The organism is Saccharospirillum alexandrii (assembly GCF_004000275.1).
GTDB lineage: Bacteria > Pseudomonadota > Gammaproteobacteria > Pseudomonadales > Natronospirillaceae > Saccharospirillum > Saccharospirillum alexandrii.
Genome location: NZ_RCIP01000001.1, coordinates 686,530 through 704,358, shown reverse-complemented (window position 1 = coordinate 704,358; position 17,829 = coordinate 686,530). Strand labels below are relative to the sequence as shown.

The following is a 17,829-nucleotide window of genomic DNA, read 5'->3' as shown; positions in this document are numbered from 1 at the left end:
CATGCGGTTACTACTGATCGAAGACGATGCATCACTGCGGGAAGGCATTCGCACGGCACTCAAGTCTGAAGGATACACGCTCGACAGCCTGTCAGACGGCCTTCAGGCCGTTCACGCCCTACAGCACGAGGTATTCGATCTGGTGTTGCTTGATCTTGGCTTGCCAGGCCTGGACGGTTTGTCGGTTCTCAAGACATTGCGAGCGGATGGAAAAGCAACACCGGTCTTGATACTGACGGCTCGCGATGCCGTGACTGATCGTATTACAGGGCTGGACAGTGGCGCCGACGATTACCTGATAAAGCCGTTTGAGATAACCGAACTCAAAGCCCGTATTCGGGCTCTGCTTCGCCGCAGTGCTGGCCGGGCCAATAGTCAGTTGGACCTCGGCATTCTGCGGCTGGATGTGAACAGCCAGTCGGTGTTTTTTCAGGAAGCGCCAGTTAGCCTGACCCGTCGCGAATTCGCCCTGCTTCATGAGCTGGCCCATCAGCCAGGACATGTATTCACTCGGGATCACCTCCAGCAGCTTCTGTATGGGTGGGACGACGACGTTGAGAGCAATGCGCTGGAGGTGCACGTCCATCACCTGCGCAAAAAGCTGTTCCCCGGGCTAATTCGCACGTTGCGCGGCGTAGGTTATGCACTCGATAAGGACGCGAGGCCATGAAACGAAGGTCTATCCGAACGCGAACGCTCGGGGCCGCGCTCATTCTGTTTCTCGGTGCCAGCGCGTTGATGGCCTGGACCAGCTTTAACGATGCCGCTCACGAAGTGGAAGAGTTGTACGACGCTCATTTGGCTCAGCAGGCTCATGTGTTAAACAAATTGATGACGGGCCTTAGCAATACGTCACTTAGCCAGGTCGAAAAGCTCCGCTTGCTCAGCACCCTGGAGGAAATGAATACGCTTGAAGAGAGCCGGAACGGCCACCCTTATGAGAGCAAAGTGGTTTTTCAGGTGTGGCAGGATGGTCACCTCATTTTAAGATCCTTTAATGCCCCAGCGGAACAACTGACCAGCATTACCTCGGGTTATACGAATGAACAGGCCAGTGGTGATCAGTGGCGAATTTTTGTACTGCCGGGGTTGAGCGACCCATACCGAATACTGTTTGCCGAGCGTCAGGATGTCAGGGGAGAACTGGTTACCAAGATCGCATTTCGAAGCCTATTGCCGGAACTGCTGGGCGCGCCGTTACTGGCACTGCTATTGTGGCTTGCGATAGGTTACGGACTAAAGCCGCTGGAAACCCTGGCGGAAAACATTCGCGACCGGGACCCACGGTCATTGACCCCCCTGCCTGAAGCCAACTTGCCCACTGAATTGGATACCATTCAACAGGCGATCAATGTCCTCCTGGCACAACTAAAGGACATGCGTGAACGGGAACAGCGTTTCATTGCGGATGCGGCTCACGAGCTGCGCACCCCTATGTCAGTGCTGAGTTTGCACACCCAGAATGCGCTGGCCAGCAACGATGAAACAGACCGTCATGCATCACTGGTGGCTTTGAAAGCGGGCATCGAACGCACTACCCGGGTTGTGTCTCAGCTTTTGACGCTGGCGCGTCTCGAACCGGACGGCCCGGTAGAAAAGACAGTGACTGACCCTCTGGCCGTTAGCCGACAGGTACTTGCCGAGCTGGCGCCACTCGCCTGGCAGCAGGGCACTGAACTGCTTTTACGAAACGAAGAAAGTACCGGGTGGTCCCTGGCTCTAGAGCCCGGCAGTCTGGATATTTTGCTGCAGAATCTGGTTGGTAACGCCCTGCAACATGCCGGGCCAGGAGGCAAGGTCGAGGTGCTTTGGCAACCGGAAACAGGTTGTCTGGAGCTAACGATTCAGGATAATGGGCCCGGTGTGAGCGATGCTGACAAACACTTGCTGTTTCAACGCTTCTACCGGGGTGGCGGGGAACATTCAGGCGCTGGACTGGGTTTGGCCATTGTTGCCCGCATTGTTGAGCGACACCAGGGCAAGTTGAGGCTGTCTGACACAGACAATGGCGGATTAACCGTCACGGTCTTCTGGCCGGAGTGACCAGACAAGGGCGTGTCTGTGATGACGCTAGGTCGAGCCGGGCACTTTGTTACGACCCGTTGTCTATGCGTTCTAAAAGAAAGCCCTAAGCTGATTATCCCTGTTTTTTGGAACCCAGTTTCAAACCGATGGCCTGAATGGCATCCCCCTCCATTTGGCGAATGGTCAGACGCAAGCTGCCCAATCGAATTCTGTCCCCTTCAACAGCGTGTTTGCCAAGACGCAACTGCAGAAGCTCGGCTACCGTCATCGACTGTTCTGTTGGCTCAGCGTCAATACCATAGGACTTCACCAGATCATCGACCAGTGCCTCGGGCCGGATCACGAATTCGCCATAGAAATTCTGAGCCGTCAACATGCCTTGTTGTTTTTGCCCACTGAACTGTTTTGCCACGTCATCAACGTCTTCCGTGTGCAGCAGCATCCAGACCCGGTCTCCCACCTTGAACCGTAGGGCACCGTCAACATCCATCGGGCGCTTGTCCCGAATCAGGGCAACACATTGAGGGTTGGCGCTGTCGTTCTGGTTGGCGTTAAAAAATGGCGACAACACCGGTGCATTGGGCTGTACGACGAATTCATCGACTTCCAGGGACAGGTCGGCTTCGTTGAGCAAGGCGTGGCGGTTAACCGGGGCCGGTGGTGCCGGAATCAGGACATTCAGCAAACGCGCGACAATGGGTACTGTCGTTCCCTGTATTAACAACGATACCAGCACCACGGCGAAGGCAATGTCGAACAGTAACTGGGAGTTTTCCAGGCCCGACATGACCGGGTAAACCGCCAGAATAATCGGCACGGCGCCGCGCAAGCCCACCCAACTGATGTACCAGCGCTCCTGCCAGCGAAACCGGAACGGCAGCAGGCAGAGAACGACGGCCAGTGGCCTGGCGAACAGGATTAAAAACGCAGCAATGGAAACAGCGGCCAGCGCGTTGTCGAGCATGTTGGCCGGGCTAACCAGCAGCCCAAGAATTAGGAACATCCCTGCCTGAGACAGCCAGGCAAGCCCGTCCATAATTTGTGAAACCGACTCCGGTGGCTTGGTTTTGGCATTTCCGACGACTAATCCAAGCAAGTAGACGGCCAGAAAGCCGCTGCCTCCGAGGCGGTTGACGCCAGCAAAGACGACGAGGCCAAAGGATACGATCAGGATCGCATACAGGCCCTCGGCCAGGTGCAATCGTTTCAGCAAGGCGACCAGTAGCCACCCGCCGAGCACACCAATGGCGCCACCCAGCAGAAATTGAAGCAAAACAAGTTGCAGCAGGGAGCCAACCGAGAACTGGGCCGAACCGGTCAGCAACTCGATCATGATCACCACCAGCAGAATAGCCATCGGGTCGTTGGCACCCGATTCGATCTCAAGCGTCCCCCCTACCCGTTCATTCAGCCGAATGCCGCTGTTGCGCAACAGATTGAACACCGCAGCTGCATCGGTAGAACCGACAATAGCGCCCAGCAAGAGGCCATAGCGCATATCAACCCCGAGCAACCAGGTTGCGAATAAGCCTACCCCGGTGGCGGTCAGGATCACACCGGCGGTGGCCAGCGTAACCGAAGGCCAGAGTGCCGCCCGGAAGGTGCTGCGCTTAGTGCGCATACCGCCGTCCAGCAAGATGACCGATAACGCCAGGTTGCCGACCAGAAAGGCCAGATCGAAGTTATCAAAGGGAATACCGCCCAGGCCGTCTTCACCGGCGAGCATTCCGACACCCAGAAACAACAGCAGGAACGGCAACCCGAGCCGCACCGTCAGCGAACTGGCAATGATGCCAATCAGCAACAGCAATCCTGCAACTAACAAAAATGTATTGGTATCGACCATCGCAGCCGTCGTTTCCTTGGGGGGTTGGTGAATGAGGCGGGCGTGAACCCTTTTTTAGCCGAGAATCGGCCGATTGTGCCTGTCGCTGGCTTAATCAGAGCTCATTATCAGGGATGCGTCCAGCCCCAACAGCATTTTGTGAAGCCGGTTGAGCAGATAAATAAGCTGTTGCTGGTTTGCCCAAATGAATCTGATTCCAGACCAGGTCTTCAATAAAGCGTTCCTTCAGCATCTGCGCCTTGTGTCGGTCCGGGTCTCGCTGGTACCACTGAAAAGCAATACGGCACGCGGTCGCCAGGCTTCGGTCGCTGCGGGCTGCGGTCAGGTACTGGTCAGCGCTGGCTATAAGATCGATTTCAGTCCAGTTGGCCAGCGTCTGTTCCAGGTCGGTCTTCAGAGTCGCCTGAGCATGGGCTTCAAGATCGGCGACCAAAGCTGGCAATGCGTCTACCAGGGCATCACTTAACGTGGCAAAGCGCCCCGCCCTAGCCAGTTGTTTTAACCAGTGATGAGCCTGAGTGGTAAGCGTCAGGTTAACTGGCGATTGCGCCAGACGTTTTTCTCGCCGGCGACGGCGGCGCGCTGACAGCGTTTTTCGCAACCGGTCCCAGTCTGGGCGGTCGAGGTTTTGCTCAAGGAGGGTTTGCAGTGCGTCGCAGTCCGGGTGCGTCGGTGACTGAACATAGCGGCACTGATGCAGGCGCTCGGTCAGATGAGCCAACCCCTGCTGATGAACGGGGTGTGCATCGTCCAGCAACCAGCCAGGTTGGGAGAGTTGATAGTCAAGCCAGTCGAGCGTATCGAACCAGTCGTCAGGCGTGATGTGAAAGCGTGGACGTGGCATATTGTCTACACGGTAGATTCTATTGCGTCAGTATCGCGACTTTCACCTGAGGGTACAACCCCCTGGCCTGCTGGCCTTGATTCAGATCAACCCCAGTTCCAATGCTTTCAATACAGCCCGGGTGCGATCCCGGACATTCAGCTTGGCGAGTATATTGGACACGTGATTCTTGATGGTGCCTTCAGATTTGAAGATGGCGCGTGAAATCTCCTTGTTGCTGTAGCCACCGGCCATCAGCCGAACAATTTCGATTTCGCGCTGCGTCAGCGGTTCCTGAATCGGGTCTCGCTCCACCTTGCTTTGGGTTTGCAACTCGGTAAAGCCTTTGAGCACCCGCTCGGTGACAGCGGGTTGGATCAGCGTTTCGCCACGATGCACGGCATCGATCGCCTCGACCAGGCTCTCCAGTGAGACATCCTTGAGCAGAAACCCGCGAGCCCCGGCTCGAATGGCACTGAGCACCAGTTCATGGTCATCGAAGGTGGTGAGGATGATGACCGGTATGGTACTGCCCTGCGTGGTCAGCGTTTTGAGGGTTTCAATGCCGTCCATACGCGGCATTCGAATATCCATCAGGATTACATCGGGGGTGAGTGTTTCGAGGGCTTCCAGCGCTTCCACACCATCGCTGGCCTCGCCCAGAATGTCGATATGTCCGGCTAGCTGCAGCAGTGATTTGATGCCTTCACGCACCAGGGTCTGGTCATCAACCAGCATAACGTTGACTGACTCGTTCATAGCGACTCCATAACAGGGATGGTGATATTAAGTTTGAAGCCAGCACCCGAGGCGACATCCAGCTTGCCCTTGAGCGCTTCAATGCGCTCGCGCATACCTCTTAGCCCGGCGCCCTCGCGCCAGTCGAGCTGGCAGCCGCCGTTGTCGGTAATGGTAAGCACAACGTCATTAACGCCGTGCTGCAGGTCAATATTCATCTCGCTGGCATTCCCGTGTTTCAGGGTATTGGTTACCGCCTCCTGGATGCAGCGAAACAGGGCCTCCGCTACTTCAATGTCGGCGACGCTGATGTTGTCGTCCATGCGCAAGTTGATTTGCAGCCGGGGAATCTGAGAGATCAGTGCTTCGAGCGCCTCTTTCAGACGAATGCTGGAATCGCCGCGCATTTCATGCACGGTGTTGCGCACATCGGTCAGTAACAGGCGCGACAGCTGGTGGGTTTCCTCAATGCGGGTGCGGGTTTCCCCTTCGGTGGTATGGGTGAGGTACTGCAGCTTGAGAATCAGGGCGGTCAGGTGGTGGCCGAGGCCGTCGTGCAGGTCCCGGGCGATGCGGATACGCTCGGTCTGTTTGGCCGATTCCTCCAGCAAGGCCTGGGTAGCCAGCAACTCCCGGTTCAGGATGGTGATCTGGTCTCGTGCTTCCTGCTCCTGAATCACCCGTTGGCTCATCAGTAGCGCGAACACATGGAAGGCAGCGCCCAGAGCCGTCCAGATAATGGCATCGGGCTCACCCCAGATAAAGGCCAGATCGATCAGCACCAGTACCAGCACGGTCAAATAGGAGAAGGTTCTGGACATCAGAAACGGTAGTTGCGCCGCCAGGGAAACGCTTAGAATGGCGATAACCCCGGATTCAGCCACAAAACGAATGCCCAGCACCGCCAGGAACTGCACGGCAAAGGACAGTTGCCGGATGCGAGTGTCCATGCGCTGGTACTGTTGCTCTCGGGTGGTGTAGAAGAAGCCGACGATAAAGAGCAGTAACAGAGCCACAATAACAAACAGCCGAATCTGCCCGGACTCGGTATTCGCCGGCGCGTTACTCAGGGTGAGATAGCAGACAATTGCCCAGGCGATATAGCCCATAACGCCTTCCAGCGATTGCGTCAGCCGGTGCACCGGTAAGCCATGTCGGGATGTGAATCGGTTCATGTGGCTAGTGTATCCTGTGTTCCGAGCTGCGCCCATATCCGAAGGTCACCTTGTCAGCTCCGGTGCGGGACGCGCATACTTTGATGATTGAAACCCCATTCTGGTCAGTTAACCTTGAAGCCTGAGGAGATCCTCTGTTGAACGCCCCCTACCCGGCCCCCACCCCGGTGTTCGATAACCTGTCTGAAATGGGCAATCCGTTTCGGGACAGAGTGGAGCCCGGCGATGTTCTGGATAAAGCAGCCCGAATTGAGGCGTCGCAATTGCAGGCCGACCTGCAACGATCCACGGAATTTCTGTACAGCTATCGCGGTAGCCCGGATACCTTTGCGAGCTATCGCCGTGAAATTGAGCGCTTTGTTCAATGGTGCTGGCTGATACAGGGGCTGAGGCTGGCCGAGGTGCGGCGTCAGCACATTGAGCAGTTCATTGAATTTTGCCAGAACCCGCCCCGCCACTGGATTGGCACCAAAAGCGTCGCCCGGTTTATCAACGCGGGCGGTGAGCGCGTCATCAACCCGGAGTGGCGTCCTTTCGTCGCCAAGGTGTCCAAACGTGATCACAAACTGGGCGTCTCCGCAGACCCCAAATCCTATGTGCTGAGTCAGGGTGCCCTGCAGGCGATTTTCTCGGTCTTGAGCACCTATTTTAATTATCTGATTCAGGAAGAACACGTTGAGCTCAATCCAGTTGCCCAGATTCGCCAAAAGGGCAAGTTTCTGCGCAAGCGTCAGGGCGCGCAGGCGATCCGCCGCTTGTCAGAAGCCCAGTGGCATGAGGTGCTGAATGCCATGGATCAGGCCATGCCGGAAGACCCGCCCCGCTTCGAACGCGCACTGTTCATCATGAGCTGCCTGTTCGGCATGTATTTGCGCATATCGGAACTGGCCGAATCGGACCGCTGGCAGCCCAGCATGGGCGATTTCCGGCAAGACAGTCAGGGAAACTGGTGGTTTACCACAGTTGGTAAAGGCAACAAGGAGCGCGATATTTCGGTCTCCGACGCCATGCTGGATGCCTTGCGCCGGTTTCGGGGCTTTCTGGGCATGACGCCACTGCCACTGCCGGGCGAATCGAGCCCGCTGATCCCGAAAATTCGCGGCAAAGGCGGCATCAGCAGCACCCGGCAGATCCGCTTTATCGTTCAGGACAGTTTCGACCGCGCCATCGATCGCCTCAGAGCCCAGGGCGAACCCGAAGAGGCCGATGCCCTGCAGGCGGCCACCGTGCACTGGCTGCGCCACACCGGTATTTCAGAAGACGTTAAAATGCGGCCCCGTGAGCACGTGCGCGATGACGCAGGCCACGGCTCCAGCGCCATCACCGACCGCTATATCGATGTGGAACGCCAGGCTCGGCACAACTCGGCCCGGGGCAAGAAAATCAGCCCGGTTTAATCGTCTTCACGGTCTTTGCCGATGATTCGGGCCGGAGAACGCATGGTGACGAATTCTTCTGCCGCTGTTGGGTGAATCCCGATGGTGTGGTCGAAATCATCCTTGGTCGCGCCCGCAGTCATCGCTACCGCTAGCCCCTGAATGATCTCCCCGGCACTCTCGCCCACCATGTGAGCCCCGATCACCTTACGCGAGTCGCAGTCGACCAGCAGCTTCATCAGCGTGCGTTCCGGGTTACCGGAGAGGGTGTTTTTCATCGCCTTGAAGTTGGCCTGGTAGACTTCGACCCGTTCGTACCGCTTTGCCGCCTGGGCTTCGGTCATGCCCACCGTGCCGATCGGGGGCTGGCAAAACACCGCGGTGGGTATGAGATCGTAGTCGACGGGCCGTGGCGTGGATTCGCCAAAGAGGTAATCTGCGACGTACATCCCTTCTGCCAGCGCTACCGGCGTCAGTTGGACCCGGCCAATGACGTCACCGAGCGCAAAAATGTGCGGCACGTTGGTCTGGTAATGATCGTTCACCTCCAGGTGTCCTTTGGGGGCGGCCTCGACCCCGGCCTTGTCGATGTCCAGCCCGTCCAGTAAGGGTCGGCGCCCGATGGCGCTGACGACCAGGTCGGTTTCTCGAGCGCTGCCATCCGACATAGTGACTCTGAACCGGCCTGATTCCAGTGCTTCGACCTTGGCGATATCACGATTGTAGAGCAACTGAATGCCCGCCTGCTCCAGTTCGCTGGAAACAAATTCGCGAATGTCGTCATCAAACCCGCGCAAGACCGGCTCGCCCCGATACAACAAGTGGGTTTTGGCACCCAGACCATTGAAGATGCCGGCAAACTCGACCGCAATGTAGCCCCCGCCGATGACGATCACGTCCTTGGGAAAGGTCTCCAGATAGAAGACTTCGTTGGAACTGATAATGTGTTCGGCACCTTCGACATCCGGCATGACCGGCCAGCTGCCGGTTGCGATCAAAACATGGGCGGCGCTGATTTCGCGGTTGTCGACCGCTACCCGGTGATCATCGATAAAACGACCATGACCGTGGATGATGTCTACCCCGGCGCGGCTTAACAAACCATCATAAACCCCATTTAATCGTTTGATTTCATTGGTTTTATTGTCTCGCAAGCGAGCCCATTCAAAATCCGGCTTTTTATCTACCGTGTAGCCAAAACCAGCCGAATCCTTAAAAGCCTGAGAGAATTCAGAGGCATAGACAAAGAGTTTCTTCGGCACACAGCCGACGTTAACGCAGGTACCACCCAGGTAACGGGATTCGATAATGGCGACTCTCGCGCCTTTTGTGGCCGCCATGCGCGCCGCCCGCACACCGCCGGAGCCAGCGCCAATGACAACGAGGTCGTAATCGTAAGATGGATTGGTCATAGTCATTCCCGGTTAAAACGTGAAAAACCCCGGCTAAACCGGGGTTTCTGAAATAATGAACGGCAAGCAGCGAGTTGGAGCTCTTAAGTTAAAGCTCGCAGCTCGAAACTAAAAGCTCAACACCCTTCAAGCAGCCTGTTCTATGTAATTGGGGTTGGCTCTGAACAGTACAACCTCAGTCAGGTCGTTGCCCATTTTGATGTCGGCGAAGCGCTCGTAACCGAGACTTTCATAGAATGTCAGGTAGCGGGTGTTGCCCGTATCGAGAAATACACCGATAGACTGAGCATCATCACTGACCTGTTGATGCACGGCTTCCATCAGCAGGCGTCCGAGGCCCTGCTTCTGAAATTCGGGGTGGATACCGATAAGGCTAACAGTGCGATGCGCCTTGTTGGGCAAACTGCTTTGAACGTCGTTGAAATACTGGATATACCGGCGGGTTCCTTCAAACCCGGCGGTCAGGGTCATTTTAAGCCGCCACAGGAATTGGCGGGATATGTCCATCTTCAGCTCAACGTCACTGACGAAGGCTACGCCAAGTACCCGGCGATCCTGCTTGTGAACCACGCCCAGTACCGTTTCGCCCCGCTCGAAATGGAGGCGAATCAGCTCCCGTATGGTGGCTCGGATGCGTTGCTTGTAACCCGGTCGACTGCTGTCGAGCAGGTACTTGAAGGTAGGTTCGTCTTTGTAGGAATGGTATAACAGCGACCGAGCCTGGCGACTGCAGCGTTCATCCAGTGCCATGAGTTCAACGTCGTTTAGATCAATAGTCGCCATACGGACTCCATACCCTCTGAGTTATTATGCTTTTATTATTGACCATGGTAATGGTCTCTGTCTGGTATCTTGCCAGCATTTTGTCGACGATGAAATGATCCAGATCAGCGACTGAAACTGGCCTGTACCGAGACTTGGCCTGCACGATCAGTCGCCTCAAGCGTAAGCTGAGGCGCGTTAATGCCCCTGACTTCCAGGGCACCCAGCCAGCGCATGAGATTGGTAAAGCGCACGCTATCGACCCGCACCCGGATTTGATCACCGTCCGGTTCAAAGCTCTGGATGACCACACCGAAACGGTTTGCCTGATTGCGTACCTCGGCATTCAGAGACCCCCCTGCTGCTGGCCCTTGAGCGCTGTTTCCCGCAGTGGCCATGGCCAACGGCGCCCGCTCGACCAGTTGCCGGAAGGTCTCTTCAGCGGCTCTCAGGTCTGACCGGGTTGATTCGCGCCAGTTAAGGGTTGGGCCGATGATCCCGAACCAGAGCACCAGTAAAGCACCAGTGACCAGCAACACCGACAAAGCACGGCGATCACGCGTGGGCAAGCCTTGCCAGCGCAGGGCCAGGGGTTCAAGCAGAGTGGTTGTCTGAAGTGTCATGATTGTACCTCCCGGGTGGCCCGGTAACGGCCACGAACGGCATCCCGATCCTGACTGGCTGAATATTCGACCCGGTAGCCGGCTTGTTCGAGGCGACGTTTTAACTGTTCAAATTCGCCAAAGGCGTCAGACTCAGCGTCGCCGTTACGGATGACAGTAAACAGCATTTCCCGCCGACTGGCCTGATAGCGAAAATCTTCCAGTAACAGGCCGGAATCGAGTGTACCGAGGGCATCCATGGCGGCAAGTACCGAACCGCCGCTGGCGTCATCGGGCTGCTGCATGGCTTGAATCCGGTTCTCCAGCTCACGCACCATCAGTGGTTGCTGAATGCGTTTGTTCTGCCCGAATACCTGCTTGAACACGGTTTCACTGGCGGTCCAGGTCGAAGCGGCCTCGGCCTTATCCTGCCAGCCCTGGCTGATGGTGAGGCCGGTCCAGACGGCCAGGGCAAACCCGGCAGCCAGCGCCGTCGGTACCCAGTAGGCAGTGTGACTGCTGGATTTACGCAGTGCGAATGGCCCTGTCATCAGGTTTCCCTGATAACGGCTATGGGCAACGGTTTCATCCCACTCCGTCAAGTCAGTCTCTGGCTTAACCTGCCAGTTGACGTCATCGCCCGCGGCTTCGAGCTCTGTTTTCAAGGTGCGCCCGAGGTCGTCGGCACTGCGGCTGGTCAGAGTGATTTGCAGGGCAGACTCGTCCAGCCCCTGGCTGCGCTTCCACAAGTCGAACCACTGCGAGAACCCATTCGGGTGGATCTGGTGTAATTCCCAACCGGCGCGGCACAGTACCCGGCCGGGGGTAACGTCGATGCTGACATCCTGGGTTTCCGGCTTGCTGACCTGGCAATAGCCGGCATCGAAAGCCTGTACCAGCGTGAAGCCCCCTTCTGCCAGCGTTTCTTGCAGTTCGCGCAGGCGCTGGGTTTCAATCACCACCACGGGCAAGCTGCCCTGATTGGGTCGGGCCAGTGGAACAATGTGCAAGCTGTCGATGTCCTGGGCTAGCTGTTCTTCAGCGGCGAAGCGCAACACAGCCTCGGGAATACGCCGCGCACCACTGGGTACGGAGACCTGCAGTGCGGTAAAACCCTGATGCGGCAGATACACTCGGGTAGAGACCGCATCGAGGTTCAGATTCTGACGTTCCAGTTGTACGTCGTCCCAACGGCCTTCATGAACCTCGGTAGAATCAGACCAGCGCCAGCGCAGGCGGGTGGGGTCTTGCCAGAAAATCGAAATCTGCACGTTCATGAATACTCCTGCGCAATCATAGGGGGTCGTCCTTGGTGGTATCGCCCGGTGTCCGGTTGGCTTCAGTGCTGGCCTGGGATCGGAGCACAACACGCGCGGTGTCGTCGTCACGCAATAGCTGGCTACTCTGGGTCAGGGTTCGGCCATCGAGCGTAACTTCAGCAAATAACGTGAACCAGTCGGACGCAACGGTCAGTTGGTCGTTTAACAGGGGGACTGGCTGTTCGTCTTCCTCTACCTGAAACACAGCCTGATTCAACAGATCATCAACCGATTCATAGGGTTCTTCCTTTCGTTCCTGAACAAAGGTATCGACATCGCCTTCACTGAGATAAGGGGCAATGGTCATCAGTACCTCGGCCGGCGCCGTGTTAATGTTCAACTCGGTCTGCGGTGGCAAGGCGGCCACAAAAGGCTGCAAAGCAGCCAGCACATCCCGGTCTACGGATTTTAGCAACAGCAGCTCAGTGGTGTCCGCCATTGGCTGAAAAGAGGGTGTATAAGGCGGCTCCTGGTCGCTGTAGTTGAATTCGGCACCACTGTCCGAATCGAACCAGTCGCTCAGTTCGTCGGCAATGCTCTCGTCGAGCCCCAGGGTTAACAGCAGCCGCTTCAATCCCGCCTGCGCGCCTTCCGGGTTGGCGGCTCCCGGATGCAGTGAATTCAGGTTAAACCGGCCCTGCAAGTCGTTCATTTCGAGGGAGATCACTCCCTGCTCTACCGGAAACGAGACGGCTGGCTGGTTCCAGAGTTCGCCCAGATGATCGGTTTCATTGTCCTTCCGGTCCAGGGCCAGCCCGACCCGGGCAATGTCTTCCGCACTGTCGATATAAGCCTGAGCCTGGCTCAGAAACAATGACTGATAGGCCCGCTCTATCTGAATTTTCTGTTCATACTGGAGGCGCGCAACGATGATCGCCAGCATGGCGAACACCAGTAACACCTGAATCAGTGCAAAGCCACGCTCAGTCTTCATTGGCGGTCTCCGATACCCGGTAACTCTGGGGCACCCTGACCAGACGGCGGATGGCATCGTCTTGCCCGGTCTGAAGTTCAAATTGCACGGCCAGTAGACGGGGGACGGTATCCGGGTCTAACAGGCCTTCGGGTGGCCAGGTATCCTGCCAGTTTTGCTCGCCGTTGATCTCAGCAAGGAACTGCCATTGTAGTGATTGCACCGGCCGCATCAGCATCTGGTGTTGCCACTCAAGGCGACCGTCGTCATCCAGATGCTGGCGTTGGCTGCGAATCAGGCAATAGTGGCGTTCCCGGGACTGAGGTTGCTGGTTGTCATCCGTATTGGGGCACAGCTCGCTGCCCTGCTCCGCCAATTGATAGCTGATGCGCTGCAGGGTCGACCGCTCTGTTTCCACAAAACGGCTCAGTGCCCAGCCGTTGCGAGTCAGGTACAGCGCCTCCTGATCCAGCAGCATGGCACCCTGGTAATCGCCAAATGGGTCCCGGACCGGACGATCCGGCGACCACTGGTGCAAGTCGGTCACCAGAGTACGAACCACGCGGGTCAGCTGTGAATAGTATTCGTTCTGTACAACCAGGGTGTCCTGAGTCTGACGTGATGCCTGCACCAAATAAAAGGTGCCAACGGCCAAAATGGCTGAAATGGCCATGGCGATAATCAATTCAATCAGGGTAAAACCGGAATGCTGGTCTGGTGCCGTCACGGGGTTGCTCCCAGCACCGCAATCAAAGCATCAACGGATGCGTCACTGTCCGGCGGAAAGGCGCGCAGCTCTACCCGCCGTAAAAAAGGACCCAGCAATTCCATTTCAACGGCGGTTACTGTTACTTCAACGCGCCAGGTCTGATCGTTGAAAGTTACTTGCTCAGTTTGAGTACCGGGGTCGGGCAACCCGGTCATGCGTAATTGGCTGAGCACAGTGTCGTTTACCCAGCGTGCCTGGGTTTGTTCCTGAATCTGCCGGGCGGACATCAGGTTCTGGGTATTGGCCAGTGACACGGCCCCGGCCATCACCGCAAAAATCGCCAGCGCGACCATGACTTCGATCAGTGTAAAACCGCGTTCAGCGTTCATCGCGTAACACCTCTGGCCGGTTAAACCCGTCGGCCCGCACCCGAACCTCATCGTTAATACTGCTGGTTAGGCTCAGCGTCAGATCATAGGCTGGGGTATAGTCTTCAGAAGGCAGCAGAATCACGTGCGGCTCCAGAGCAAACTGCTCGGTTGGTAGCGCCTGATTAAGTTCAATCCACTGGTTTTCGAGCGTCAGGCCCAATTGGATATCCTCTGAAACGCCCCAGACTCTCTCGTCTTCATACAGCGACCAGACGACCTCCGGTTCGCTGAGCATCTCGTCGCCTTCGCGCCATTCCAACTGATAAACACCATCCTGAACAAAGATCAGGCCGCGCTCGCGGTTACTCAGCAACACCTGATCCTGAATACGTTCCATTCGGTAGGCGTACTGACCGGCAGCTTGTTCCAGCTCCTGAACCGGGTCGCTGCCGGTCACCGCCAGTCTAACCGCGCCCGCCGCTATGCCGATGATGACAATCACCACCATCAGTTCGAGCAGCGAAAACCCTCGGGTTCCCTGGCTGCTGTGTGAGCGACGGATGGGTTTCATTCCGTATCGTTGGACGAAATATCCTGGTTCAGATCGTCGCCGCCTGGCTGGCCATCTGCACCGTAGGAAATCACCTCGAAATTATTGTTGTTGTCATTGATGTAGGCGTACTCACTGCCCCAAGGGTCAGTGGGTGTCTGACGCAAGTATGGGCCACGCCAGTTACGGGGTTCCGGATTACCGGATGGCTTGGTCACCAACGCATCGAGCCCCTGGTCGGTCGACGGATAGTGCGAATTGTGCAGGCGGTAGGTCTCAAGCGCGTTCTCGATGGTCTTGATGTCCGTCTTGGCACCGGTAACCCGGGCTTCATCACCCCGACCGGTTACGTTGGGGACGACCAGGCCAAACAGGACGCCGAGAATAACCAGCACCACCATCAGTTCAATCAGCGTAAAGCCCTGTTGGTTAACCGGGCCTTGTTTGTGTGTATTCGGTTTGCGTTTCATCATTGTGTCCTAACCTACAAAGCTGTTCATTTCCATTATGGGCAGTACGATCGCCAGTACAATGATCAGTACAATGCCCCCCATCAACAACACCATCAAGGGTTCGAAGAGCCCCAGAATGGTGGCGATGAGTTCCTTGACCTGCTGGTCCTCGGCATCGGCTGTGCGCTGCAACATGCTGTCCAGTTCACCACTGGCTTCGCCACTGGCGATCATGTGCAACATCATTGGCCGAAAGTGGCCGGCGTCAGCCAGGGCCTTGCCCAGACTGCCGCCTTCCGACACGCGTAACGCGGCTTCCTTTACGCGTGCCTGAATTTCAAGATTGGTAACGACTTCGGACGAGATGCGCATGGCCTCGACCAGCGGTACTCCCGAGCCGGACAGTATGGCCACCGTGCTGATAAAACGGGCGGTATTGAAGCCACGCGAGACCCGGCCGATCAGCGGCAGACGCAACAGTACTCTGTGGGTCATCCGGCGCCGGCGCGGAGCCCGGTTCCAGAGCATCAGCGCAATCACCATCGCCACGATTACCAGGCACGACACCAGCCACCAGCTCTGAATCCAGTCGCTGGCGGCGAGCAAGGCTCGCGTCGGCCCGGGCAACGCTTCACCGGTCGAGGAGAACACCCCAACGATGTCGGGCACCACTGAATTGAGCAGAAACACCACAATGCCGACGGCGACCAGCGTCAGAAAGGCCGGGTAAATGGACGACATCTGAACCTGTTTGCGGGTGCGTTGCTGGTCTTCCATATAGTCGGCCAGGCGCAGCATAACCCGGTCTAGGTGGCCACTGTGCTCGCCGGCATCGACCGTTGCCCGGTAGAGCGGCGGAAAGGCCCTCGGAAAATCTTCCAGCGCTTTTGCCAGACTGTACCCTTCCATGACCCGGGCGCGAACACCGAGCATCAGACTGCGAACCCGGGCCCGTTCGGACTGCTCCGCAACGGCCCGGATGCACTCCTCCAATGGCATGCCAGAGGCGACCAGTGTCGACAATTGCCGGGTCAGCAAGGCCAGATCGGCCACGGAGACCGATGGCCCCCCGAAAAGGCCTGCAGACCGGGACTGACGTCGCTGAGTCATCTCGACATCGACCGGAAACCAGCCTTTGTCGCGCAATTGCTGGCGCACCTGTCGACTGCTGTCGGCTTCAATCACACCTTTACGGCGTTTACCTTTGGCATCGAGCGCCGCGTATTCAAAAGCCGCCATACTCAGTAGCTCCGATACACGCGCAGAACTTCCTCAACGGTGGTGAGACCCTTCAGTACCTTGTCTTTTCCATCTTGCAATATGCTCGGCGACAGCGTCCGGGCGTGGCGCTCCAGGTCAATGTCACCGGCGCGGTCATGAACCAGCTGGCGCAAACCTTCGTCTACCCGAATAAACTCATAGAGACCCAGCCGCCCGCGATAGCCCGTGCTTTTACAGGCAGAACACCCGGCGGCATGGTAAATGGTGGGCTTGTCAGTGGTCGAAATGCCCAAAAATTCGCATTCCGCTTCATCGGGCTGGTAAGGCGTTTTGCAATCCGGACACAGGGTACGGACCAACCGCTGGGAAACCAGGCCAATCAGACTCGAGGCCAGCAAAAAGGGTTCGATGCCCATGTCCTGCAAGCGGGTGACGGCCCCGGTCGCACTGTTGGTGTGCAGGGTCGATAACACCAGGTGACCGGTTAGGCTGGCCTGGACGGCAATGTCGGCGGTTTCATAGTCGCGAATCTCACCGATCATCACGACATCCGGGTCCTGACGCAGAATGGCGCGCAACCCCCGGGCGAAGGTCATATCGACCTTGGTGTTTACCTGGGTTTGGCCAACCCCGGGCAGACTGTATTCAATGGGGTCTTCCACCGTCATGATGTTGCGGCTGTGACTGTTCAGCGACTGCAGGGCAGCGTAGAGCGTCGTGGTTTTGCCGGAGCCTGTAGGTCCGGTAACCAGAATAATGCCATGCGGACGTTGAATCAGATCGGTGATGGTTTTCAAATCGCGCGGGTTCAATCCGAGCTGGTTGACGTCCAGACGCCCTGCTTGCTTGTCGAGCAAACGCAACACCACGCGTTCACCGTGGTTGGAGGGAATGGTCGACACCCGCAAGTCCACTTCCCGGCCCGCAACCCGCAGCGCAATACGCCCATCCTGGGGTACCCGTTTTTCGGCGATGTCTAGCCGTGACATGACTTTTATACGAGAGACCAGCAAGGGCGCCAGTGCCCGCTTGGGCTGTACCACTTCACGCAACACACCATCGACCCGAAACCGAATCGACAGGCGTTTTTCATAGGTTTCAATGTGAATGTCTGACGCCTGCTCGCGTATGGCTTCAGACAGAATGGCGTTGATCAGGCGAATGATGGGGGCATCGTCTTCCTGCTCCATCAGATCTTCAGTCTCCGGCACAGAGTCGGCCAGAGAGCTGAGATCCATGGTGTCACCAAGCCCTTCCACCATCTGCATCGCATCGTCAGAATCTGTGTGGTACGCACGGTTCAGGTAGTCGGAAAATTCCTGTTCGTTCACCTGCATGTGCGGGAAGACGCCCTGCATCAGGCGCTGAGCCTCCTGCAAGGCATTCAGATTCACATCCGGCCGGTACAACAGGCGTGGGCCATCTGCGTGGTCGTAGTCGATCACCACGCCATGGCGTTTGGCGAATGTGAATGGCAGGCGTCGTTCCGTAACGCCCTGGGGTACCGCATTCATTGCTGTGTCCTGTACTGAAGT

At 57.1% G+C, this 17,829-nt stretch carries 18 protein-coding genes; 3 read left to right on the top strand and 15 right to left on the bottom strand.

Going from position 1 to position 17,829, the window contains the following annotated elements:
* The first annotated feature begins 1 nt into the window (after position 1).
* Both EP166_RS03350 and EP166_RS03345 read left to right on the top strand, forming a co-directional pair.
* A complete protein-coding gene (locus tag EP166_RS03350; protein WP_127555374.1) occupies positions 2-670 on the top strand; it encodes a response regulator in 669 nt (222 codons plus the stop codon).
* Complete coding sequence (locus tag EP166_RS03345; protein WP_127555373.1) at positions 667-2,043, top strand: ATP-binding protein; 1,377 nt, start codon at positions 667-669, stop codon at positions 2,041-2,043. Before EP166_RS03350 ends, EP166_RS03345 begins: the two co-directional genes overlap by 4 nt.
* Before the next feature lie 94 nt (positions 2,044-2,137).
* Here EP166_RS03345 and EP166_RS03340 read toward each other — a convergent pair whose 3' ends face one another.
* The 4 genes from EP166_RS03340 to EP166_RS03325 all read right to left on the bottom strand — a co-directional run bounded on the left by EP166_RS03340 (position 2,138) and on the right by EP166_RS03325 (position 6,607).
* Positions 2,138-3,871 carry a potassium/proton antiporter gene (locus EP166_RS03340; RefSeq protein WP_127555372.1) on the bottom strand — a complete coding sequence of 578 codons (1,734 nt, stop codon included), beginning with the start codon at positions 3,869-3,871 and terminating at the stop codon, positions 2,138-2,140.
* A gap of 94 nt (positions 3,872-3,965) precedes the next feature.
* Complete coding sequence (locus tag EP166_RS03335) at positions 3,966-4,715, bottom strand: hypothetical protein (RefSeq protein WP_127555371.1); 750 nt, start codon at positions 4,713-4,715, stop codon at positions 3,966-3,968.
* An 81-nt stretch (positions 4,716-4,796) separates the two neighbouring features.
* Positions 4,797-5,453, bottom strand: coding sequence for a response regulator (locus EP166_RS03330; RefSeq protein ID WP_127555370.1), 657 nt, complete (start codon positions 5,451-5,453; stop codon positions 4,797-4,799).
* Complete coding sequence (locus EP166_RS03325) at positions 5,450-6,607, bottom strand: sensor histidine kinase (RefSeq protein WP_164743794.1); 1,158 nt, start codon at positions 6,605-6,607, stop codon at positions 5,450-5,452. Before EP166_RS03325 ends, EP166_RS03330 begins: the two co-directional genes overlap by 4 nt.
* A gap of 137 nt (positions 6,608-6,744) precedes the next feature.
* Here EP166_RS03325 and EP166_RS03320 point away from each other — a divergent pair, with 137 nt between their 5' ends.
* Complete coding sequence (locus EP166_RS03320) at positions 6,745-8,004, top strand: tyrosine-type recombinase/integrase (RefSeq protein WP_246026206.1); 1,260 nt, start codon at positions 6,745-6,747, stop codon at positions 8,002-8,004.
* Here EP166_RS03320 and gorA read toward each other — a convergent pair.
* The 11 genes from gorA to gspE form a co-directional block, all read right to left on the bottom strand.
* Positions 8,001-9,395, bottom strand: a complete 1,395-nt coding sequence (gorA, locus tag EP166_RS03315) for a glutathione-disulfide reductase (protein ID WP_220432476.1) — start codon at positions 9,393-9,395, stop codon at positions 8,001-8,003. The genes EP166_RS03320 and gorA overlap by 4 nt on opposite strands.
* 126 nt (positions 9,396-9,521) lie before the next feature.
* Positions 9,522-10,178 carry a GNAT family N-acetyltransferase gene (locus tag EP166_RS03310; RefSeq protein WP_127555367.1) on the bottom strand — a complete coding sequence of 219 codons (657 nt, stop codon included), beginning with the start codon at positions 10,176-10,178 and terminating at the stop codon, positions 9,522-9,524.
* Positions 10,179-10,282: 104 nt separating this feature from the next.
* Positions 10,283-10,780 (bottom strand): type II secretion system protein GspM, encoded by a 498-nt coding sequence (gene gspM / locus EP166_RS03305; RefSeq protein WP_127555366.1) that lies wholly within the window; start codon positions 10,778-10,780, stop codon positions 10,283-10,285.
* Positions 10,777-12,036: a type II secretion system protein GspL gene (gspL, locus tag EP166_RS03300; protein WP_127555365.1), complete on the bottom strand. Its 1,260-nt coding sequence runs from the start codon at positions 12,034-12,036 to the stop codon at positions 10,777-10,779. Before gspL ends, gspM begins: the two co-directional genes overlap by 4 nt.
* A 16-nt stretch (positions 12,037-12,052) precedes the next feature.
* On the bottom strand, positions 12,053-13,012 hold the full coding sequence (gene gspK, locus EP166_RS03295) for a type II secretion system minor pseudopilin GspK (protein WP_164743793.1): 960 nt from the start codon (positions 13,010-13,012) through the stop codon (positions 12,053-12,055).
* The gene (locus EP166_RS03290) at positions 13,002-13,718 is read right to left on the bottom strand and encodes a type II secretion system protein GspJ (protein ID WP_127555363.1); all 717 of its coding nucleotides are present in this window, start codon (positions 13,716-13,718) and stop codon (positions 13,002-13,004) included. The genes gspK and EP166_RS03290 overlap by 11 nt, the downstream gene beginning before the upstream one ends.
* Positions 13,715-14,089: a type II secretion system minor pseudopilin GspI gene (gspI, locus tag EP166_RS03285; RefSeq protein ID WP_164743792.1), complete on the bottom strand. Its 375-nt coding sequence runs from the start codon at positions 14,087-14,089 to the stop codon at positions 13,715-13,717. Before gspI ends, EP166_RS03290 begins: the two co-directional genes overlap by 4 nt.
* Positions 14,079-14,642, bottom strand: a complete 564-nt coding sequence (locus tag EP166_RS03280) for a type II secretion system protein (protein WP_127555361.1) — start codon at positions 14,640-14,642, stop codon at positions 14,079-14,081. The genes gspI and EP166_RS03280 overlap by 11 nt, the downstream gene beginning before the upstream one ends.
* Complete coding sequence (gene gspG, locus EP166_RS03275) at positions 14,639-15,094, bottom strand: type II secretion system major pseudopilin GspG (protein WP_164743791.1); 456 nt, start codon at positions 15,092-15,094, stop codon at positions 14,639-14,641. The genes EP166_RS03280 and gspG overlap by 4 nt, the downstream gene beginning before the upstream one ends.
* Positions 15,095-15,100: 6 nt before the next feature.
* Complete coding sequence (gene gspF, locus EP166_RS03270; RefSeq protein ID WP_127555360.1) at positions 15,101-16,312, bottom strand: type II secretion system inner membrane protein GspF; 1,212 nt, start codon at positions 16,310-16,312, stop codon at positions 15,101-15,103.
* Between the two features lie 2 nt (positions 16,313-16,314).
* Positions 16,315-17,808: a type II secretion system ATPase GspE gene (gene gspE, locus EP166_RS03265; RefSeq protein WP_127555359.1), complete on the bottom strand. Its 1,494-nt coding sequence runs from the start codon at positions 17,806-17,808 to the stop codon at positions 16,315-16,317.
* Positions 17,809-17,829: the final 21 nt, after the last annotated feature.